Origin of the sequence: Bradyrhizobium sp. (assembly GCF_027307225.1) — a bacterium.
Taxonomy (GTDB): domain Bacteria; phylum Pseudomonadota; class Alphaproteobacteria; order Rhizobiales; family Xanthobacteraceae; genus Bradyrhizobium.
On record NZ_DAHUXJ010000009.1, the window covers coordinates 47287 to 66058 of the forward strand.

Annotated in this window: 24 protein-coding genes; 10 read left to right on the forward strand and 14 right to left on the reverse strand. The window is 62.2% G+C overall.

Features of this window, described 5'->3' with window-relative positions; genetic code table 11:
* Positions 1-630 (forward strand): cytochrome b/b6 domain-containing protein, encoded by a 630-nt coding sequence (locus M6D32_RS01465; protein WP_298252640.1) that lies wholly within the window; start codon positions 1-3, stop codon positions 628-630.
* Positions 631-650: 20 nt separating this feature from the next.
* Positions 651-1436, forward strand: a complete 786-nt coding sequence (locus M6D32_RS01470; protein ID WP_298252642.1) for a molybdopterin-dependent oxidoreductase — start codon at positions 651-653, stop codon at positions 1434-1436.
* A gap of 85 nt (positions 1437-1521) precedes the next feature.
* On the opposite strand, the gene M6D32_RS01475 is transcribed toward M6D32_RS01470, so the two are convergent.
* The gene (locus M6D32_RS01475; RefSeq protein WP_298252644.1) at positions 1522-2709 is read right to left on the reverse strand and encodes a YbfB/YjiJ family MFS transporter; all 1188 of its coding nucleotides are present in this window, start codon (positions 2707-2709) and stop codon (positions 1522-1524) included.
* A 139-nt stretch (positions 2710-2848) separates the two neighbouring features.
* Between M6D32_RS01475 and leuB the strand changes: the two genes are divergently transcribed.
* Positions 2849-3961, forward strand: coding sequence for a 3-isopropylmalate dehydrogenase (gene leuB, locus M6D32_RS01480; protein ID WP_298252646.1), 1113 nt, complete (start codon positions 2849-2851; stop codon positions 3959-3961).
* Positions 3962-4062: 101 nt separating this feature from the next.
* On the opposite strand, the gene M6D32_RS01485 is transcribed toward leuB, so the two are convergent.
* Positions 4063-4473, reverse strand: a complete 411-nt coding sequence (locus tag M6D32_RS01485) for a hypothetical protein (protein WP_298252648.1) — start codon at positions 4471-4473, stop codon at positions 4063-4065.
* A 150-nt stretch (positions 4474-4623) separates the two neighbouring features.
* Positions 4624-5409: a hypothetical protein gene (locus M6D32_RS01490; RefSeq protein ID WP_298252650.1), complete on the reverse strand. Its 786-nt coding sequence runs from the start codon at positions 5407-5409 to the stop codon at positions 4624-4626.
* Between the two features lie 131 nt (positions 5410-5540).
* Here M6D32_RS01490 and M6D32_RS01495 point away from each other — a divergent pair, with 131 nt between their 5' ends.
* Entirely contained in the window at positions 5541-6575 is a 1035-nt protein-coding gene (locus M6D32_RS01495) for an aspartate-semialdehyde dehydrogenase (protein ID WP_298252651.1), read from the forward strand.
* A gap of 26 nt (positions 6576-6601) precedes the next feature.
* Complete coding sequence (locus tag M6D32_RS01500; protein ID WP_298252652.1) at positions 6602-7153, forward strand: TIGR00645 family protein; 552 nt, start codon at positions 6602-6604, stop codon at positions 7151-7153.
* Between the two features lie 38 nt (positions 7154-7191).
* Here the strand turns inward: M6D32_RS01500 and M6D32_RS01505 are convergent, their stop codons facing one another.
* A complete protein-coding gene (locus M6D32_RS01505) occupies positions 7192-7836 on the reverse strand; it encodes a carbonic anhydrase (RefSeq protein WP_298252654.1) in 645 nt (214 codons plus the stop codon).
* A 172-nt stretch (positions 7837-8008) separates the two neighbouring features.
* Between M6D32_RS01505 and M6D32_RS01510 the strand changes: the two genes are divergently transcribed.
* Positions 8009-8887 (forward strand): CoA ester lyase, encoded by an 879-nt coding sequence (locus M6D32_RS01510; protein ID WP_298252656.1) that lies wholly within the window; start codon positions 8009-8011, stop codon positions 8885-8887.
* Positions 8888-9183: 296 nt separating this feature from the next.
* On the opposite strand, the gene M6D32_RS01515 is transcribed toward M6D32_RS01510, so the two are convergent.
* The 4 genes from M6D32_RS01515 to M6D32_RS01530 all read right to left on the reverse strand — a co-directional run bounded on the left by M6D32_RS01515 (position 9184) and on the right by M6D32_RS01530 (position 11546).
* Complete coding sequence (locus tag M6D32_RS01515; RefSeq protein ID WP_298252730.1) at positions 9184-9966, reverse strand: hypothetical protein; 783 nt, start codon at positions 9964-9966, stop codon at positions 9184-9186.
* Positions 9967-10092: 126 nt separating this feature from the next.
* Positions 10093-10695, reverse strand: a complete 603-nt coding sequence (leuD, locus tag M6D32_RS01520) for a 3-isopropylmalate dehydratase small subunit (RefSeq protein WP_298252658.1) — start codon at positions 10693-10695, stop codon at positions 10093-10095.
* Positions 10696-10788: 93 nt separating this feature from the next.
* On the reverse strand, positions 10789-11187 hold the full coding sequence (locus M6D32_RS01525) for a metallopeptidase family protein (RefSeq protein WP_298252660.1): 399 nt from the start codon (positions 11185-11187) through the stop codon (positions 10789-10791).
* 23 nt (positions 11188-11210) lie between these two features.
* The gene (locus M6D32_RS01530) at positions 11211-11546 is read right to left on the reverse strand and encodes a DUF1330 domain-containing protein (protein WP_298252662.1); all 336 of its coding nucleotides are present in this window, start codon (positions 11544-11546) and stop codon (positions 11211-11213) included.
* 158 nt (positions 11547-11704) lie between these two features.
* Between M6D32_RS01530 and M6D32_RS01535 the strand changes: the two genes are divergently transcribed.
* Entirely contained in the window at positions 11705-12037 is a 333-nt protein-coding gene (locus tag M6D32_RS01535) for a hypothetical protein (protein ID WP_298252664.1), read from the forward strand.
* A 56-nt stretch (positions 12038-12093) separates the two neighbouring features.
* On the forward strand, positions 12094-12381 hold the full coding sequence (locus M6D32_RS01540) for a hypothetical protein (RefSeq protein ID WP_298252666.1): 288 nt from the start codon (positions 12094-12096) through the stop codon (positions 12379-12381).
* Positions 12382-12650: 269 nt separating this feature from the next.
* On the opposite strand, the gene M6D32_RS01545 is transcribed toward M6D32_RS01540, so the two are convergent.
* The 4 genes from M6D32_RS01545 to trmD all read right to left on the reverse strand — a co-directional run bounded on the left by M6D32_RS01545 (position 12651) and on the right by trmD (position 15933).
* A complete protein-coding gene (locus tag M6D32_RS01545; RefSeq protein ID WP_298252668.1) occupies positions 12651-12863 on the reverse strand; it encodes a hypothetical protein in 213 nt (70 codons plus the stop codon).
* 110 nt (positions 12864-12973) lie between these two features.
* A complete protein-coding gene (gene leuC, locus M6D32_RS01550) occupies positions 12974-14380 on the reverse strand; it encodes a 3-isopropylmalate dehydratase large subunit (RefSeq protein WP_298252670.1) in 1407 nt (468 codons plus the stop codon).
* Between the two features lie 333 nt (positions 14381-14713).
* Entirely contained in the window at positions 14714-15094 is a 381-nt protein-coding gene (gene rplS / locus M6D32_RS01555; RefSeq protein ID WP_298252672.1) for a 50S ribosomal protein L19, read from the reverse strand.
* A 107-nt stretch (positions 15095-15201) separates the two neighbouring features.
* Positions 15202-15933: a tRNA (guanosine(37)-N1)-methyltransferase TrmD gene (gene trmD, locus M6D32_RS01560; RefSeq protein WP_298252674.1), complete on the reverse strand. Its 732-nt coding sequence runs from the start codon at positions 15931-15933 to the stop codon at positions 15202-15204.
* Between the two features lie 99 nt (positions 15934-16032).
* On the opposite strand from trmD, the gene M6D32_RS01565 reads away from it, so the two are divergent.
* Complete coding sequence (locus tag M6D32_RS01565) at positions 16033-16491, forward strand: MarR family transcriptional regulator (protein WP_298252676.1); 459 nt, start codon at positions 16033-16035, stop codon at positions 16489-16491.
* Between the two features lie 26 nt (positions 16492-16517).
* A complete protein-coding gene (locus tag M6D32_RS01570) occupies positions 16518-16919 on the forward strand; it encodes a DUF1398 family protein (protein WP_298252678.1) in 402 nt (133 codons plus the stop codon).
* 48 nt (positions 16920-16967) lie between these two features.
* Here the strand turns inward: M6D32_RS01570 and M6D32_RS01575 are convergent, their stop codons facing one another.
* Positions 16968-18050, reverse strand: a complete 1083-nt coding sequence (locus tag M6D32_RS01575) for a zinc-binding dehydrogenase (RefSeq protein ID WP_298252680.1) — start codon at positions 18048-18050, stop codon at positions 16968-16970.
* A gap of 33 nt (positions 18051-18083) precedes the next feature.
* On the reverse strand, positions 18084-18605 hold the full coding sequence (gene rimM, locus M6D32_RS01580) for a ribosome maturation factor RimM (protein ID WP_298252682.1): 522 nt from the start codon (positions 18603-18605) through the stop codon (positions 18084-18086).
* Between the last annotated feature and the right edge of the window lie 167 nt (positions 18606-18772).

Here is an 18772-nt window from a genome sequence, read left to right on the forward strand (position 1 = left end):
ATGGCCAGCCTTGCAGCCACCGAGCAGCACACCGCAACCGCTCCCAAGGTCATTCAGCCGGCCTGGGTGCGCCTGATGCACTGGATCAACGCCGTTGCCATCATCCTGATGATCCTGTCGGGACTGCAAATCTACAACGCCTCGCCGCTGTTCCGGTCGCTGACGTTCTCGTCTTCAATCACGCTGGGCGGCTGGCTTGCCGGCGGGCTGCTCTGGCATTTTGCGGCGATGTGGCTGTTGATGATCAACGGTCTCGCCTATCTGATCACGGGTTTTGCAACCGGGCGCTTTAAGAAAAAGCTGTTGCCGATTTCCCCGCGCGGCGTGATCTCGGACGCGGTCGCGGCGCTGACCTTCAAGCTCTCGCATGATGACCTCAGCAAGTACAATCAGGTGCAGAGGTTGCTCTATGCCGGCATCATTGTCGTCGGCATCGTCATTGTGCTGTCGGGATTGTCGATCTGGAAGCCGGTGCAGTTTCAGTATCTGACGGCGCTGTTCGGCGGATACGATATCGCACGCTATGTGCACTTCTTCTGCATGTCCACGATCGTCGCGTTTCTGACGATCCATATTCTGTTGGCGGTGCTGGTGCCCAAAAGCCTGCGCGCCATGATCATCGGCCGCTGAGCCGCCACCGGAGACTAGCCATGGGCCGACTTCGCAAGCTTCTGATCCCCGGCGTCGACAAGAAATTGCTGGTCAAGGATGCGACCAGGGCGATGCCGGATCTGGTGCGCCGGCGTTTCATCACGGGCGGTGCAAGCCTCGGCGCGCTCACGCTTTTGACCGGCTGCGATGTTGTCAGTTCCGACTCGGCCGAGGAAATGCTGAAGAGGGTTTCGAAGTTCAACGACGCCGTGCAGGCCCTCATCTTCAATCCTTACGCGCTGGCGCCGACGTTTCCGGAAAGCGCCATCACCAAGCCATTCCCGTTCAACGGCTATTACGAGGTCGACGACGCGCCGGATATTGATGGTAAAGACTGGAAGCTCGAAGTCAGCGGACTTGTCGAGAACAAGAAGCCCTGGACGCTGGACGAGCTCTACAAGCTGCCGCAGCAAAAGCAGATTACGCGCCACATCTGCGTGGAAGGCTGGAGCGCGATCGGAAGCTGGACCGGAACGCCGCTCAGCTATTTCCTCAAGGCGATCGGGGCCGATACGAGCGCCAAATACTGCTGGTTCCAGTGTGCCGACCGCGATGGCTACAACTCACCGCTCGACATGGAAAGCGCGCTGCATCCGCAGACCATCATGGCCTTCAAGTTCGCCGACGAGATTCTGCCGCGTGCTTACGGCTATCCCATGAAGATCCGCGTGCCGACCAAGCTCGGCTTCAAGAATCCGAAATATGTGCTCTCGATGGAAGTCACCAACGACTACAAGGGCGGCTACTGGGAAGATCAGGGTTACAATTCGTTCAGCGGAAACTGACCCGCAGACCCGGAATCTCGAGATTTTCAGGTTCGCAATTGCGAACCATAGTTCGGTCCAGGTGGACCGCTCGGGAATGACGGGATCAGGATTTCGCCAACCGCCGTTGAAACGCCGAGGCGATCGCCCCTAACGCCAGCAGCGCTGCCGATGCGTTCAAGGCGTAGGACAGGCTGCCAAAGTGGTCAGTGATCGCGCCGACCGCAGTCGGCCCCAGCGTCTGGCCGATCCCGAAGGCGATGGTCATGGCCGCGATTCCCTTCGGCCACGCGTCCGGTGGCGAGTTGAAGCGCACGAAGGCGGTGGTCGATCCGACGATCGCAAAGAAGGATATGCCGAACACCAGCGCCGATATCGTCAGCATCAGCGCGGAATGCCCGAACAACGGCAGCGATGCGCCCAGCGTGTTGACGCCGAGTATGATGGTGGTGGAGAGGCCGCCGCTGTTCCATGCAAGGATACGCCGCCAAACCCATGGCGTAACGAACGCGCTGGCGCCGAGCAGGCACCAGAACGCGCTCTGCGCGGCCGCGCCGCCGCCGGCATCGCGGACATAGGCGATCATGAAGGTCATGTAGGCGATGTAGCCTGCGCCGAACAGAAAATAGCCGGCGAGATAGATCAGGATTGGCCGGATCGCAAAGCGTGCCGGTTTTGCTGCCGCGGGGCCGTTGCCGGCGCTGAGTTGCGTCACCAGTAGCGGGATGGTCAGGATGACCGAGAGGAGCGTCATCGCCCACCACACGATCCACCACGATCCCGGACCGAATGCCTTCAATACGAACGGCGCGATCAGTCCGGAGGTGACGATGCCGAGCCCCGGTCCGGCATAAAACAGGCTGAGGAGAAAATCCGCGCGCGCGGGGTAGCTTTGGGCAATCCGGGCGGCAAGCGCGGCGCCCGCGACAAAGGCAACCGCTGCTCCCACGCCCACCAGCAGGCGGGCAAAACTCAACATGAAGAAATTGCCCGAGAGTGCGCTGAGCGCCAGCGATAACAGACAGGCGAGTGTACTCCAGCGCACGGCAGCGGGCAGTCCGAAACGGCGGATCAGCGGCGCTGCAGCGAAGGCGCCGGCGAGATAACCGGCCGCATTGACGGTGTTCATGAAACCGGCCACCGAATAGGACCAGGCGAGCGTATCGCGCATGTCCGGCAGCACCAGAGAATAGGCGAAGCGCCCGATGCCAAGGCCGATTGTCGGCGCCAGGGACAGAATCAGGATCAACCGGGCCGGATGATCCGGCCGACGGGAAGGTTCGGGAAGAGCCACGTGAATCTCCGACGGGAACACATTGTGACGAGCCTTCGCGCCGCTGCATAGGCGCGCCGGGGCAATGGTGTCTTGCCATCTGCGCAACGCCGCATTAGCACTCCGCGCTGACCTGCTATCCTTCATAAGGCATTCGATCATGGCGACCCATAAACTGCTGCTTCTTCCTGGCGACGGCATCGGCCCCGAAGTGATGGGCGAGGTGAAGTGCCTGATCGGGTGGATCAATGCGCAGGGAATTGCGCGTTTCGAGACCGAAGAGGGTCTGGTCGGCGGCGCAGCCTATGAGGCCAGCAAGCAAAGCATCACGGACTCGACCATGTCGCAGGCCAAGGCGGCCGATGCAGTGATCTTCGGCGCCGTGGGCGGGTCGAAATGGGACAGTGTTCCCTATGAGGCCCGGCCCGAGGCCGGGCTTTTGCGGTTGCGCAAGGATCTTGGCCTGTTCGCGAACTTAAGGCCCGCTGTGTGCTACCCGGCGCTCGCGGAAGCCTCCAGCCTGAAGCGCCAGGTGGTTGAAGGCCTCGACATCATGATCGTGCGCGAACTCACCGGCGGGGTCTATTTCGGTGAGCCGAAAACCATCACCGATCTCGGCAACGGCCAGAAGCGCGCCATCGATACCCAGGTCTACGACACCTATGAAATCGAGCGTATCGCGCGCGTCGCCTTCGATCTGGCGAAGAAGCGCCGCAACAAGGTGACCTCGATGGAAAAGCGCAACGTGATGAAGTCCGGCGTGCTCTGGAACGAGGTCGTCACGCAGGTTCACAACCGCGAATACAAGGACGTGCAGCTCGAACACCAGCTCGCCGATTCCGGCGGCATGAACCTGGTGAAGTCGCCGAAGCAGTTCGACGTCATCGTTACCGACAATCTGTTCGGCGACATGCTGTCGGATATTGCGGCGATGCTGACGGGTTCGCTTGGCATGCTGCCGTCGGCGTCGCTCGGCGAGATCGACGCCAAGACCAAAAAGCGCAAGTCGCTGTTCGAGCCCGTGCACGGCTCGGCGCCGGATATCGCAGGCCAGGGGCTTGCCAATCCGATCGCGATGATCGCCTCATTCGCAATGGCGTTGCGCTATTCGTTCGAACTCGGCGCGCTCGCCGACAAGGTCGAAGCGGCGATTGCGGCCGTGCTCGCCAAGGGAATGCGCACGGCGGATATCAAGTCCGCGGGCACCACCGCGGTGTCGACGTCGCAGATGGGTGAGGCGATCCTGAAAGAGCTGCAGGCGCTGTACGGATAATGCGCCGGCCTGCGGTTGACGAGCGAAACGCCGATCCACGCCACGGAAAAGCAAATCGCGCCCGCATTTGGCGGGCGCGAGGCAATCAAGCCGACGCTGGCTCAATAGGGCAGCGCGATCCGCGACGGATAGCCGCCCATATCCGACGGCGGGTTAAGCGGCTGGCGGTCGATCGGGCGATTGTTGTTTTCACGCGCGAAATCGGGGTAGCCCAGCTCCGGCGGAAACGCGTAATCGGTGAATTTGCGGTCGCCGGGCAGGACTTCAGTGCCGGCATCGAGCCAGGAGCGCTTGGTGATGAAGACGCGCGTATGCGGCCCCTGCTGATAGGACACGTTCGGCCCGCCCGACCCATAAACGATCCGGCCGTGGTTGTCGTATTGGCGCTTGGCTTCCTTCTTCTGCGCCGGTGTCTGCGCGCTGGCCGGCGAAGCGGCGAAACCTGCGGCGCCAATGGCGATGGCGGCAAACAACACCGCAATTTTGTTGGCGGCAGCAAATCTTGGGGTCATCGGGTCCTCTTCAGGCAAACGCCCTAGTTCGTCTGGCATTGTAGCGGCGGTGTCTATTGTCACAAGGTCAAACGGGCCACAGTTGGCGATAAATAAAGCAGGCGTGGGTCAAAAAGTTGCGCGAGAACCAACTTCTTGGCTGGTAGCCGGTCATAAGGGGCCGCGCAGCCGCGGGTTTTCGGCGCCAGTGCCCCAGTCTGCGGCAATGGCGGCGGATGCCCGGCCGCAACCCCTGTGATTCAGCTCGGCGCGGGCAAACAGCTCGGCCAGAGTCCGGTCGTTTCCGGACGCGAGCAGGGTCAGCCGGTCCAGCATGCAGCCGATCGACGCGCGCCGTGCCGTTAGCGTCGCTCCCTGACACGACCAGCCGGAGACTTGCAACGCCGGATCGCCGAACTGCTTGAGAAAACCGAGGCAGGATTTTGCCGGATCGAAACGACCGGAATCGCGAAACAGCGCCACGTTGCCGAATTTGCTGGCGATGACGCCGGCCGCTTCGAGTTCCCGGCGGTCCCCGCCCGCTATCCGTGCCGCCAGATTGGCTGTTCGCGGTAGAGACGGTTCGAATTCGCCGCCAGGACGGTAGATTTCAAGCTCAGCTACAGGCCTTTCATTCGGGGGACCCCAATGGAACACATTCTTCCGGCTGCACGCCGGATGCCGGAAAACCTCGTAACTCTCTGAGTTTTCTAGTGGATCTAGCGACCCGGCGGCGAAACCCGGGCGCGAGCGGGCAGCCAGGGTAAAGCCCGCCCGGGCGGCCGAACTGGCCGCCGTTCCGAACTGCAACTGGTTCCAGAAATGCAAGCCGGCAATGGCAAAAAGTGCGAGCGCGCCCACATAGACAATCAGCTGCGCCAGCGTCGCGCAGCATTCGTCGGCAAAGCTGGTCAGCGCCGGATGAATGCAGAGGTGGTTGTCTTGGCTGGATCGCATCAGGGGCCCGGGCGCCGAAAGATGCCTGGGCGCGCGAAACGTTGTCTTGACGGCGTTTCTCGCATAGAAGCGCCACTTCTTCCCTTTCCGCTTGTTGCGAAGGGCGGGCTTTTTTCTTCGGAGAGTGAACGATGGGTTACAAAGTCGCAGTGGTCGGCGCGACCGGCAATGTGGGGCGGGAAATGCTCAACATTCTGGACGAGCGCAAATTCCCTGCTGACGAGGTCGTGGCGCTCGCGTCACGCCGCAGCGTCGGCGTCGAAGTGTCCTATGGCGACCGCACCCTGAAGGTCAAAGCGCTCGAGCACTACGATTTCTCCGACGTCGACATCTGCCTGATGTCGGCGGGCGGCTCGGTCTCCAAGGAATGGTCGCCGAAGATCGCTGCTGCCGGGGCGGTCGTCATCGACAACTCTTCCGCCTGGCGCATGGATCCGGACGTCCCCCTGATCGTGCCGGAGGTCAATGCGGATGCGACCGCTGGCTTCACCAAGAAGAACATCATCGCCAATCCGAACTGCTCGACCGCGCAGCTCGTCGTTGCGCTCAAGCCGCTGCACGACAAGGCGGTTATCACGCGGGTCGTGGTCGCGACCTACCAGTCGGTGTCGGGCGCCGGCAAGGATGCGATGGACGAATTGTTCTCGCAGACCAAGGCCGTCTACACCAACAGCGAATTGATCAACAAGAAATTCCCCAAGCGTATCGCCTTCAACGTCATCCCCGAGATCGACGTGTTCATGGAGGACGGCTACACCAAGGAAGAGTGGAAGATGATGATGGAGACCAAGAAGATTCTTGATCCCAAGATCAAGCTTTCCGCCACCTGCGTGCGCGTGCCGGTCTTCGTCGGCCATTCGGAAGCGGTCAATATCGAATTTCAACATCCGATCACGGCGGACGAGGCGCGTGATATCCTGCGGCGTTCGCCGGGGTGCCTTGTCATCGACAAGCGGGAGTCCGGCGGATACGTCACGCCTTACGAGGCAGCCGGCGAGGATGCCACCTATATCAGCCGCATTCGCGAGGATGCGACGGTGGAGAACGGGCTTGCGCTGTGGTGCGTGTCCGACAACCTGCGCAAGGGCGCCGCATTGAACGCGATCCAGATCGCGGAAGTCCTGATCAACCGCAAGCTGCTTCGTGCCAAGAAGCAGGCGGCCTGAGGCCGGTCGCGCAGGGAGCCGGAGACATGTCCGAGACCCCGGCTCCGTCGCGATCGGACAACGGACGCAATGCCGTCGAGCGCGGTGCCGAGATCGCGCTGTTCAATAGCCGCTGGCTGATGGCGCCGTTCTATGTCGGCCTCATCGTCAGCATCGTCGTCCTGCTTCTCAAATTCGTCCGGATGCTCTGGGAGTTCATTCTCGAAGCGCCCGGCGCCAAGTCGACCGACACCATCCTCGGCGTACTCTCGCTGATCGACGTGGTGCTGGTCGCCAATCTGATCCTGATCGTGGTTTTCTCGGGCTACGAGAATTTCGTCTCGCGCATCGACACTCGCGATCATCCCAGCTGGCCGGTCTGGATGACCAAGATCGATTTCGCCGGGCTGAAGCAGAAGCTGCTGGCTTCCATCGTCGCGATTTCCGCGATCCATGTGCTGGAGGCATTTCTCAACATCGATCGCAACTTCGATGCCACCAGGATGACGTGGCTCGTCGGTGTGCATCTGGTGTTCGTGATCTCGACGCTGATGCTGGCCTTGTCCGATCGTTGGAGCAGCGATCACGGTGAGGAATAACGAGTGGCGGAATAAAAAACCGCTCCTCTCGCTACTTCCTATTCGTTCTCTTTGGCACTCAGGAATTCCTTCGTCACCTTGTCGAGGACGAACAACGATCCCTCGGCCACGCCGAAATAGGCGCCGTGCAGTTGCATGTCGCCGCGCTCAACCGCCCTCTTCACAAAGGGAAATGTCATCAGGTTCTCCAGGCTGCGGAACACCGCGGCCTTCTCGATCCGGGTGACAAATTGCTGCATTGTTTCCTTGTCGCGCTGCTCGACCACTTCGCCCGGCTTGATGAACATCGCCATCCATTTGCCGATGAAGTCGCCCGGCGACAGCGGTTCGATCTTGTCGACGAAAGCGCGGATGCCGCCGCATTGGGCGTGGCCGAGCACCACGATGTGCTTCACCCGCAGCACGTTGACGGCATATTCGAGCGCCGCCGAGACGCCGTGGGCGTTCTCGTCGGGCTGGTAGACCGGCACGAGGTTGGCGATGTTGCGCATTACGAACAATTCGCCGGGGCCAACGTCGAAGATCACTTCGGGCGAGACGCGCGAGTCGCAGCAGCCGATCACCATGACTTCGGGGAATTGGCCGCGTTCGGACAATTCGCGATAGCGCGACTGCTCGGTCGGCAGGCGCTGCGTCCGGAACGTCCGGTAACCGTCAAGGAGCCGTTTTGGGAAGGTCAGCATCCTCGTTCCTAATCATATGCAAGGGGCTGGAACAAGCCTTTCGAAGCCAGGATCGAGATGTTAAGTCGTGGCTCCCATGCTCAAGCGACAAAGGACGCCGACGGTTCCAGCGCACCTTATGCAAGGCCTGCCGCCGAGCCCATAAAATTTGGTGATCGAAAGGGATGAAAATATGACCCACCCGCGCCGCAGCCTTTTGTTCATGCCGGGCTCGAATTCGCGGGCGCTGGAGAAGGCGCGCGTCCTTGCCGCCGACACCATGATCCTCGACCTCGAAGACTCGGTCGCGCCGGACGCCAAGCCTCTGGCGCGCGACCAGATCGCCAAGGCGATTGCGGCGGGCGGCTTTGGCAAGCGGGAGGTCTGGGTCCGGACCAACGCGCTGGACACGCCGTTCTGGGCCGACGACGCCAAGATGGCCGCCAAGGCCAGGCCAGACGCCATCCTGGTCCCGAAAGTATCCCGCGTGGAAGATCTTCGCACTATCTCGAGCACCTTGCGTGAGGCGAAGGCTGATCCGTCGATCCGCGTTTGGGCCATGATCGAGACCGCCCGCTCGGTGCTGCATGCCGAGGAACTGGCAGCGGCCTCGCGCGACGAGCCGCGGCTCGCCGGCTTTGTGTTCGGCCCCAACGATATCTCGCGCGAAACCCGAATCCGCATGCAGCCGGGACGCGCGATCATGCTGCCGATGATTACCCACTGCATTCTGGCCACGCGCGCCTACGGCCTCGAAATCCTCGACGGGCCCTACAGCGATTTCAGCAATATCGAGGGATTCAATCAGGAATGCGTGCAGGCGCGCGATCTCGGCTTCGATGGCAAGACGCTGATTCACCCCGGCCAGATCGAAGCCTGCAATGTCATCTTCACGCCGCCCGCGGAAGAAGTGGCGCGCGCCCGCAGGATCATCGCCGCCTTCGAATTGCCGGAGAATGCCACGCGCGGCGCCATCTCGCTCGACGGCCAGATGGTGGAGCGGCTGCATGCCGACATGGCGCGCCGTACGATCATGCTGGCCGACTCGATCGCCGCGATGGGGCACCCCTAAAGATTCTATTCGGAGCAACAATGGATTGGCGTTTGGAACAATGTTTCTCGTGTCCCGGACGCGGTGCAGCGTTCTCCCGGCGATGCAACGCATCGTCCGGTACGCTGCTCCGCAGAGCCGGGACCTAGCTAGGGGTTACTTACGGGTCCATCATGGACCCCGGATCAGCAGCGCACCGCTTCGCGCTGCGCAGCATCCGGGGCATGCCGCACGCGCATCTCCATCCGCCGAGACGCCGTGGAGCAGGTCATCGGGCGCGCGTTCGCGCGACCCGTTGGCGGCTCCTCGCGATGAGATCAACGGAACTTCTCAGCCGCCCAGGCGTACAGGCTGCCGGGAACGGGCTGGTCATTGCCGCGGCCTTTGGGCGATATGTGAAAGCCGATAATTTCGGCGTCGCCGGTCAGTGCGGAAAAATCCCCTGGATCGAAGAACAGTTTCGGTTCGGCGTGCACGGCGTAAAACGACTTCTTCGGCAGCGCGTATTGCAATTCATCGGCGCGGCGGGCGAGCGCGGTGAGCGCTGCCGGACCATAGATCGCAAGCCGCACTTCCGAGATGCGCGTCGTTCCGCGCAATTTATGCAGCATGAAAGTCAGGCGATGCCGGCGCGACAGCCAGTCCGGCGTCAGCTCGTCCTGCGCCATCAGCGCTTCGAAGGCGGCGACGATCGGATCGTTGGGCGGCAGGTACAACACCGAATTGCCGAGCTGTCGCGGTTGCTCCCACGCGAAATAGGGTTTTGCGGGATCGATCTCGACCGGCTTGAGCAGCAGCACGTCGGCGTCAAGCCATAGGCCGGTGCTCTTCGCCATCAGCCGCATCCGGAAAAAATCCGAAAATTGCAGCATGGTCCGGTCGATCCAGACGCCATCGGGCCTTGCGGGGCGCAGCCGCTCGGCAAAAGAATGCGGCAGGATGGCCTCGGCTTCCGCGTTGGCAATGCCGTCGGGCAATTGCGAGATCGGATCGAAACTGTAGATCGTCACCTTGTGACCGGCCGCGGCCTGCGAGCGCAGGCATAGCCGGCGCAGGCGATCGAGCGGACCATGCCAGAAGGTGACGATGTCAGGGCGCAAGGGCATAGCGTTTTCGAGCGAAGCATGCCTCCGGACTTGATCCGAGGGTGGAGACCGGTTCGCATAGCAATCGAGTGCCCGCAGATTGCGCAGACCTATCTGCGATAGAAAACGCGTCAGACAAAACTACGCCCAGGCGCGTTCTTTCAGCTTCGCCTCATAGGCATCGATCGACGGCTTCTTCTCCATGGTGAGGCCGATATCGTCGAGCCCGTTCATCAGGCAATGCTTGCGGAAGGGATCGATCTCGAACTTCACGGTGCCGCCGTCGGGGCCGCGGATTTCCTGATTGGGAAGATCGATGGTCAACGTCGCGTTGGCGCCGCGTTCGGCGTCGTCGAACAGCTTGTCGAGATCTTCCTGGGCAACGCGGATCGGCAGAATACCGTTCTTGAAGCAGTTGTTATAGAAGATATCGCCGAACGAAGTCGAGATCACGCAGCGAATGCCGAAGTCGAGCAGTGCCCACGGCGCATGCTCGCGGCTCGAGCCGCAGCCGAAATTGTCGCCGGCCACCAGCACCTTGGCGTTGCGGTAGGCGGGCTGGTTGAGGATGAAATCCGGATTCTCGCTGCCGTCGTCCTTGTAGCGCTGTTCCGAGAAGAGGCCCTTGCCGAGACCCGTGCGCTTGATGGTCTTCAGATACTGCTTGGGGATGATCATGTCGGTATCGACATTGATGATCTTCAGCGGCGCGGCACCGCCTTCCAGCGTCGTGAACTTATCCATGAGGAGCACACTTCTTGGTTGGCATGGACGAAAAGCAATTTGGAGCGGTGGTTTATCGCGAATGCGACCCGCATAAAAGGACAAAAAGCTGCCTCAAACTGCGTCTGCCTCGATAGCTGCCATGTCCTCGTCGGAGAGGCCGAAGTGATGCCCGATCTCGTGGATCAGCACATGGCGGACGATTCTCCCCAATGTCTCGTCGTGTTCGGCCCAGTAGTCCAGGATCGGCCGCCGGTAGAGCCAGATCAGGTTGGGCAGGCGCGCGATGTCGCTCTGGCTCTGCTGCGGCAGGCCGACACCCTGGAACAGGCCGAGCAGGTCGAATTCGCTCTCCGCTTCCATCTCGTCGAGGATCTCGTCTGTCGCGAAATCCTCCACGCGGACCACGACCCCTTCGCAGAGATCGCGGAATGCTTCGGGCAGCCGCGCCAGGATATCCTGCGCCACCGTCTCCAGTTCGGCGAGTGAGGGCGCCTTGGCTGATTTCCACATTGTGCATGCCTCGTGAATAGCCGTCAGCCAAATCCCTTGGCCAGCAGGACCACAGCTTGCGCGCCGGCCTTTCGGTCTTTCGAATTTTGCAGATATTCGGCCGACTGGCCCCAGGCGCGAAAGGCAGCTTCGTCGGGAAACGACATCAATACCAGCTTGTCGCGGTCCCATGCGGCCTCCAGCACGGTCGGACTTTCATCGGGCGACAGCAAACGGCCAGTGAATTTCTTGAAGACATCGAAGAAGCGCGCCTGATAGCGGTCATAGGATGCGCGGTCGGTCATTTTGAGCTGTACGATCACATAACCGTCATGATCTTCTGCCTCCGGTCGTGTTTTCCTGTTGTCACAGACTGTCATCTGGATCCGCAGCCGCAAAGGGCGCAGGAACCGGCCCGGCGATCGAACGCGACGCCCGGCCTGCATGACGGGCCCGGAAAGGTCGGCCTTGATTGTTGACGTTGGCCCGGCAATCAGAGACCGTAGGGATCAATAAGCGAAACAGGGCGGGCGTGGCGATGAGGTTCGGCAAACTGGCGGTGGCAGGGATTCTGGCAGGCGCTTTCGCGCTGCTGACGGCCGGCGCTGAAGCGCAAACCGCGACGCAGGGCACACGCGTTGCACAAGCGTTGACGCCCGCCGATCTGGCCGCTCGTCCAGCCCCGGTTCGTCCGCCGCGGCGGGTTCGCATCTACCCGCGCTATCCGGCCGAGCCCGGATCCGACGTCTTTCCTCATTATAACCCCGGCCCGAATGCCGTTCGGGAGTGCAACGCATCCTATGTGCAGGAATATCGGCCGAGCGGGACGGTCATCGTGCCGCACATGACCTGCGTCTGGCGCCACGGCTAGGCACTTCCCTGGAGGCCTTCAGAGTCGTCGCATCATCATCACTGGCATCATCATTGATGGCGCTGTTGCTGATCATTCAAGGCAAATCGAGCCTGGTGGGCCCGCTTGTTGCGCCCGTTTTTTCGTTCGCCGCAATTTATTCCCATGATGGCGATCATGCGCGTGTGAGTCAGAGCGGCGCTAACGATTCCGAGCAAATCTGTGGCCGACACATTCATGGCGCGTTCAGATTTTGGTCGCTAGATTTCGCGCCAGAAAAACCACGCCGCGAAAGCATCACACCTCGAAAGCGAGGCATCGACAGCGCCGCCGCGAGCCGTTGGCAGACTCGTTCGCGCTGTTAGCCATCGGAAGGGCGATGTCCGTGTTCAGCTTTTTAGTTCGTGCGCGACCTCGGCTGTGCGTATCGGGCGCAGGAGCGGCGCTGCTGACCGTGCATGGCCCGCGTGTCGTCTGCCATCATCGCGCCGCACGCCATCATCAGCGCAGAAATCATCGCGCCTGACGTTGAGGTTCGAGACACGTGAGGTGAGGTGAGTCAGGCGCCCCGCAAGGGCGCCTGATCCTTTGCGCGATGCGCGCGTTTTTTAGGGAAAGCGGGACGCGCGCCCTTTCAGACCCAGTCCTTGATCTTCCAGGGCTTGATCTTCCATGGCGTCAGATTTTCCAGCCGCCATTGCTCAAGGCGCTCCGGCGGCCAGTGGCCCATCTTTGGGGCCGCCTTGACGACGGGCGCCTTGGCGCGCGGCATCGCGCGCCGGTAGCGCTGCGTTGTCGCGTCGCCGATGGTATCGACGAATTCAGACTTTCCGGTTTTGTCTGCCATGACCGTTCCCTCGCGCAGTCGCGAACGGACCTTCTTCGCCGGCAATTTTGCGCCCGCCGGGTTAACGGGTTCCTTCTTCGATACCGCGATTTTGAAAGAGGGACGCCGATTTAATGCCAGTCCCTGATATCGACGAAATGCCCGGCAATCGCGGCGGCCGCCGCCATGGCCGGTGAGACCAGGTGGGTGCGCCCCTTAAAGCCCTGGCGGCCCTCGAAATTGCGGTTTGAGGTAGAGGCGCAGCGCTCTTCGGGGCTTAGCTTGTCCGGGTTCATGGCAAGGCACATCGAGCAGCCCGGTTCGCGCCATTCGAAGCCGGCCTTGATGAAAATCTTGTCGAGGCCTTCGGCTTCCGCCTGCTCCTTCACGATGCCCGAGCCCGGCACGATCATCGCATTGACATTGGCGTTGACCCGCTTGCCGTCGGCGATTTTCGCCGCTGCGCGCAAATCCTCTATCCGGCCGTTGGTGCAGGAGCCGATGAAGACGCGGTCGAGCTTGATATCGGTGATCTTCGTCCCCGCCTTCAGCCCCATGTAGCTGAGCGCGCGGTGCTTGGAGAGGCGCTTCGCCTCGTCCTCGATCTTGTCGGGATCGGGCACGAGACCCGCGATCGAAGCAACGTCTTCCGGCGAGGTGCCCCAGGTCACGATCGGCGGCAGCTTCGCGGCATCCAGCCTGATCTCGTGGTCGAAATGCGCTCCGTCGTCGCTGCGCAGGCTTTCCCAATAGCGCAGCGCGGCATCCCAGGCCGCGCCCTTTGGCGATTTCGGACGGCCCTTCAGGAACTCGAACGATTTCTCGTCGGGCGCGACGAGACCGGCGCGCGCGCCGCCTTCGATCGACATGTTGCAGACCGTCATCCGGCCTTCCATCGTGAGCGAACGGATCGCTTCGCCGGCATATTCCAGCACATAGCCGGTGCCGCCGGCGGTGCCGATCTCGCCGATGATCGACAGGATGATATCCTTGCCGGTGACGCCGCCCGGCAATTTGCCGTCGACGACGACGCGCATGTTCTTCGCCTTTTTCTGGATCAGCGTTTGCGTCGCGAGCACATGCTCGACCTCCGACGTGCCGATGCCGTGCGCCAGCGCGCCGAACGCGCCATGGGTCGAAGTGTGGCTGTCGCCACAAACAATCGTGGTGCCCGGCAGCGTAAAGCCCTGCTCGGGGCCGATGACATGGACGATGCCCTGGCGGCGATCGAACTCGTTGTAATACTCGATGCCGAAATCCCTGGCGTTCTCCGCCAGCACCCTGATCTGTTCGGCGCTTTCCGGATCGGGATTGGGCTTGGTGCGATCCGTGGTCGGAACGTTGTGATCGACGACCGCGAGCGTCTTTTCGGGGGCGTGGACCTTTCGCCCCGTGGTGCGCAGGCCTTCGAAAGCCTGCGGCGAAGTCACTTCATGCACCAGGTGGCGGTCGATATAGAGCAGGCAGGTGCCGTCATCGGCCTCATGCACCAGATGTTCGTTCCAGATCTTGTCGTACAGGGTGGTCGGTTTGGACATGAGCGTAAGCTCCTAAAATTGAAAATCGTGAGAGACGGAATCGCGCCGAAGACGGCGGAGGGCGCAGCGTCAAAACGCGCGCGCAAGTTCCGAGGTCGCAGACGTCGCGAACCGTCCGAAGAAGCGGCCGGGCAGGCGGGCGTGATCGTCGATGACGACGCGCCGGCAACTCTCGCTGGTGCGATTTAGAACCATTTGAGACCGATATATAGCACGCGCGCAGGCGAGAGCGAGACCTCTTCGCGTGGGGGCGCCCTGCGGTCGCGGCGTGCCGGCAACAAAAAGCGCGGGGCATACGCCCCGCGCTTTTTAGAGAGCCTGGATTGGCTCGAATTACTCGTTCACGGCGGTCGCGCGTTCGGTCTTCTCGACGATGCGGGCCGACTTTCCGCGCAGATTGCGCAGGTAATACAGCTTGGCGCGGCGCACCTTGCCGCGGCGCACGACCTTGATGGAGTCGATCATCGGCGACATGACCGGGAAGACGCGCTCGACGCCTTCGCCGTAGGAAATCTTGCGCACGGTGAAGCTCTCGTTGAGCCCGCCGCCGGAGCGGCCGATGCAGACGCCTTCATAGGCCTGCACGCGGGTGCGATCGCCTTCGACCACCTTGACGTTGACGATCAGCGTATCGCCGGGCCCGAAATCCGGAATGTCCTTGCCGGCCGACAGTTTTTCGAATTGCTCTTTTTCGAGCTGTTGAATCAGGTTCATTGGTAATCTCCATCGGCGGCGCGCGCCCTGCCAGTCCGGGGGCTCGCGATCCAAGCTGCCGTCAGTTCTCGGAATTGGCGCCCATATACGGCAAAGGTCTCGGTTTGTCACTCCTTTGTCGTGCTTTTTGACGCGTTTTCGTGCACCTCCCATAAATCGGGCCGCCGCGCCCGCGTCAGTGCCTCCGCCTCGGCCCGCCGCCAGGATGCGACCTTGGCGTGGTCGCCCGAGCTAAGAATTGCGGGGATCTGCCGGCCTTCGAAGGCCTGCGGACGGGTATATTGGGGGAATTCCAGTAGGGAATCGGAAAAGCTCTCCTCCGAGGCCGATTCCGCCTTGCCCATGACCCCTGGCAACAACCGGACGCAGGCGTCGACCAGGGCCATCGCGGCGATTTCGCCGCCCGACAGCACGTAGTCGCCGACCGAGACTTCCTCGAGCTGGCGCGCCTCGATCACCCGCTGGTCCACCCCCTCGAAACGGCCACAGATGATCAGCGCGCCCGGGCCAGCGGCGAGTTGGCGCACCAACGACTGGGTCAATGGCCGACCCCGCGGGCTCATCAGCAGCCTTGGCCGGTTTTCCCGTGCGCCGGCCGAAGCCTCCGCGGCATCGATCGCCGCGGCCAGAATATCCGCCCGCAGCACCATGCCCGGGCCGCCGCCGGCCGGGGTGTCGTCGACGCTGCGATGGCGGTCGGTGGCGGAATCCCGGATATCTCGCGCCTCAAGCGACCAAACCCGCGCGGCAAGCGCTTTGCCGGCGAGGCTTACGCCAAGCGGTCCCGGAAACATCTCCGGAAACAGGGTCAGAACGGTCGCGTGCCAGGTTGAATTCATCGCCCTGCATTGCCCGGCCGCATTCAGAAATCAAACCGCAAAAATTAGTTGACTAGGAAACTTCTCGTGATAGTTTCCTAGTCAACTAACGGAGCGACCATGGCAAAGGCCGAGATCAGCAATCTTGAGGACCATCTGGGCTTCTGGTTGCGCGCCGTCTCGAACCAGGTCTCGCACGCCTTCCGCCGCAAGGTGGAAGGACGCGGGGTGACGGTCGCCGAGTGGGTGATGCTTCGCGTGCTCCACGACGAATTAACGCTCGCGCCGAGCGTGCTGGCCGATCGCATGGGCATGACACGTGGCGCGATCTCGAAACTCGCCGACCGGCTGGTCGCCAAGGCGCTGGTGACTCGAAGCGCGGGTAAGGGAGATCGCCGCACACAGGAACTCGCAATCACCGAGGCCGGCCGCGCGCTGGTGCCGCAACTGTCGAAACTTGCCGACAGCAACGATGCGGAATTCTTTGCGCATCTCCCGCCGGCGGATCGTTCGGGGCTGATGCGCATCATGCAGGACATCCTGAAGCGGCTCGATCTTCATGCGCCACCGGTCGATTGATTTTGGCTCAAAACAGGAGAATGACAATGAAGCCAGAGATTATCCGGATCATGCAGGAGTGTGCGGAAGCTTCCGATCAGGAGCGCATCACCTTTCCCGAAATGGTGATGAAGCTCGCGGCTGTCGGCGTCGAGCGCTATCATGCCGATCTCCTGCGTGGAGAACGAACCTTCTACATGCCCTCAGGCGAGTCGCATCGGGTCTCCGCCGAGCCGGTTGGCGAGACGCCGGCGAACGATTTCGCCGCCGGCGATGTTGAGGCCGCGATCCGCGCCATCCAGCAGCAGAAAATCCAGTACCGGGAATTCTGCGACCGGATCGCGCGCGCCGGTTGCGTCGGCTACATGGTGTCGCTCGCCGGCCGCCGCGCGGTCTACTACGGCCGCACAGGCGACAACTATGTCGAGCGGTTCCCGAGCGCGGCGTGACGGGCGTTTCGACCTCAGACGCTGACGGCCGGCGCACCTGATCCGCTGCTAAGACACCACGGCCGTGAGATCGAGACCCTGCATCAGCGCCGCGCTGTCGACGGCGCGCTCGAAGTCGGCCAGCTTGAAAGTCGTGACCTGCACGTGCCGGAGATCCAGCAGGCCTTCCGCCACCAGCGCGGCGAGCTGCGCCGGCGCCTGACGCTCATACATGAACTGACCCACCACTTCCCAATCGTTCGCGAGCATCTCGCGCATCGACAGTTCGAGCGGCACCTCGGCGCTGCCCATGAGCACCAATCGACCGCCGCGTTTCAGTGCGCGCAGGCAGGAAAGCGTGGTCGACGTACTTTTGGCAGAGCCGAGCAAATCAAGCGCAACGCGGGCGCTGCCGCCGGCGGCGTGGCGGATAATGGCGAGGTCCTTGCCGGCATCGCCGGAGACAATGGCGGGGATCACGCGCGGGCCGAATCTGTCGCGCAGCGATTCGAGCACTTCCGGCTTGCGGCCGACCGCAACGACGCGCCCCGCTCCCATCGCCACGGCAAGCATCACCGCGCCCGAACCGAAATAGCCCGTTGCGCCATTGACGATGATGGTTTCGCCGCCGCGCAGGCCGGTTCGCTGCAACCCGCCGAACGGCACGATCAGCTTGGCGAGGGCGATCAACTCGGTCGCAGGCTTGTCGTCGAGCAAAGTCAGCGGCGTGATGCAGGCGGCCGGCCAATGTGCAACTTGCGCAAAGACACCGTCGCGCCAGCGGGCCTGCAAGGCGAGCGCTTCCGCTGTTGGACTGGTTGCGGTCAAACCGATCAGGATCTGCGGCGGTTCAGCGCTCGGCACGTCGCCGCGCAAATGCGGGCTGAGGAAGACGCGGTCGCCGCTGCGAACATGTCCGACATTCTCGCCGGCTGCGATCACGCGGCCGATCGCGTTGGTGCCGGGCACGAACGGCATTGGCGGCAAATTGTAAGGCACCTGGCCCGCCATGACGCGTCCCATATAGGAGAGCACCATGCCGGCTTCGATCGCAACCAGCACGCCATTGGGTGCAGGCTTCGGCGTCTCGACATCCTCGAAACGCAGATCGTGATGGGCATGAATCCGCCAGGCCTTGTGGGTTTTGCTCATGTCAATCGCTCCCGGTTCGCAAGGAGATGGTGATCAGGCGGCGTTGGGATCGTCGCCATCGATTTCTTCTGGCAGCTCAATCACGACCCGGCCGCCCGCAATGTCCACGGTCGGCACCACGGCGTTGGAAAACGGCAAAAGTATCGTCGTGCCGGTTTCGGGCGCGATCTCGATGATGTCGCCGGCGCCGAAATTATGAATCGCGATCACGCGGCCGAGCGGCTCATCCGCGCTGGTTACAGCGTCAAGCCCGATCAGGTCGGCGTGATAATATTCGTCATCTTCGGTCGCCGGCAGTCTTTCGCGCGGCACGTACAGCTCAACTCCGTTGAGACGTTCCGCTTCGTCTCGGGTCGTCACACCTTTGAAGGTAACGACCATGTGGTCCTTGGCCTCGCGCGCGCTCGCCACTTCAAAATTCCGGGTGCCGTCTTTGGTCTCGAGCCGACCGTAATCTTCGACCGCAAAGGGATCTTCGGTGAAGGTCCATAGTTTCACGGCGCCCCGCACGCCATGCGCGGCGCCGATCCGGGCGACGCAGATTTTCTCGGGCATTAGCGGGCCTCATCCTTCGAGACGCGGCACCTATCTGCACCGTTCGCGACGGCCTCGCTGTTGCCCGGCCGGCCTGGGCGACGCCGCTCCTCGGGATGTGGGGAAAGACCCTCACGCTGAGGAGCACGGCGCGAGCCGTGCATCTCGAAGCGCGAGGCCGTTTCTCT

What these genes read in the sequence shown, in the direction of transcription:
- M6D32_RS01510 (WP_298252656.1), top strand. Translation starts at nt 8,009, where the DNA reads ATGACCCACCCGCGCCGCAGCCTTTTGTTCATGCCGGGCTCGAATTCG.
- M6D32_RS01530 (WP_298252662.1), bottom strand. Translation starts at nt 11,546, where the DNA reads ATGACAGTCTGTGACAACAGGAAAACACGACCGGAGGCAGAAGATCAT.
- M6D32_RS01565 (WP_298252676.1), top strand. Translation starts at nt 16,033, where the DNA reads ATGGCAAAGGCCGAGATCAGCAATCTTGAGGACCATCTGGGCTTCTGG.
- M6D32_RS01525 (WP_298252660.1), bottom strand. Translation starts at nt 11,187, where the DNA reads ATGTGGAAATCAGCCAAGGCGCCCTCACTCGCCGAACTGGAGACGGTG.
- M6D32_RS01535 (WP_298252664.1), top strand. Translation starts at nt 11,705, where the DNA reads ATGAGGTTCGGCAAACTGGCGGTGGCAGGGATTCTGGCAGGCGCTTTC.
- M6D32_RS01495 (WP_298252651.1), top strand. Translation starts at nt 5,541, where the DNA reads ATGGGTTACAAAGTCGCAGTGGTCGGCGCGACCGGCAATGTGGGGCGG.
- M6D32_RS01575 (WP_298252680.1), bottom strand. Translation starts at nt 18,050, where the DNA reads ATGAGCAAAACCCACAAGGCCTGGCGGATTCATGCCCATCACGATCTG.
- M6D32_RS01540 (WP_298252666.1), top strand. Translation starts at nt 12,094, where the DNA reads ATGGCGCTGTTGCTGATCATTCAAGGCAAATCGAGCCTGGTGGGCCCG.
- M6D32_RS01470 (WP_298252642.1), top strand. Translation starts at nt 651, where the DNA reads ATGGGCCGACTTCGCAAGCTTCTGATCCCCGGCGTCGACAAGAAATTG.
- M6D32_RS01505 (WP_298252654.1), bottom strand. Translation starts at nt 7,836, where the DNA reads ATGCTGACCTTCCCAAAACGGCTCCTTGACGGTTACCGGACGTTCCGG.
- M6D32_RS01485 (WP_298252648.1), bottom strand. Translation starts at nt 4,473, where the DNA reads ATGACCCCAAGATTTGCTGCCGCCAACAAAATTGCGGTGTTGTTTGCC.
- M6D32_RS01570 (WP_298252678.1), top strand. Translation starts at nt 16,518, where the DNA reads ATGAAGCCAGAGATTATCCGGATCATGCAGGAGTGTGCGGAAGCTTCC.
- rimM (WP_298252682.1), bottom strand. Translation starts at nt 18,605, where the DNA reads ATGCCCGAGAAAATCTGCGTCGCCCGGATCGGCGCCGCGCATGGCGTG.
- M6D32_RS01465 (WP_298252640.1), top strand. Translation starts at nt 1, where the DNA reads ATGGCCAGCCTTGCAGCCACCGAGCAGCACACCGCAACCGCTCCCAAG.
- leuC (WP_298252670.1), bottom strand. Translation starts at nt 14,380, where the DNA reads ATGTCCAAACCGACCACCCTGTACGACAAGATCTGGAACGAACATCTG.
- M6D32_RS01490 (WP_298252650.1), bottom strand. Translation starts at nt 5,409, where the DNA reads ATGCGATCCAGCCAAGACAACCACCTCTGCATTCATCCGGCGCTGACC.
- M6D32_RS01545 (WP_298252668.1), bottom strand. Translation starts at nt 12,863, where the DNA reads ATGGCAGACAAAACCGGAAAGTCTGAATTCGTCGATACCATCGGCGAC.
- trmD (WP_298252674.1), bottom strand. Translation starts at nt 15,933, where the DNA reads ATGAATTCAACCTGGCACGCGACCGTTCTGACCCTGTTTCCGGAGATG.
- rplS (WP_298252672.1), bottom strand. Translation starts at nt 15,094, where the DNA reads ATGAACCTGATTCAACAGCTCGAAAAAGAGCAATTCGAAAAACTGTCG.
- leuD (WP_298252658.1), bottom strand. Translation starts at nt 10,695, where the DNA reads ATGGATAAGTTCACGACGCTGGAAGGCGGTGCCGCGCCGCTGAAGATC.
- leuB (WP_298252646.1), top strand. Translation starts at nt 2,849, where the DNA reads ATGGCGACCCATAAACTGCTGCTTCTTCCTGGCGACGGCATCGGCCCC.
- M6D32_RS01500 (WP_298252652.1), top strand. Translation starts at nt 6,602, where the DNA reads ATGTCCGAGACCCCGGCTCCGTCGCGATCGGACAACGGACGCAATGCC.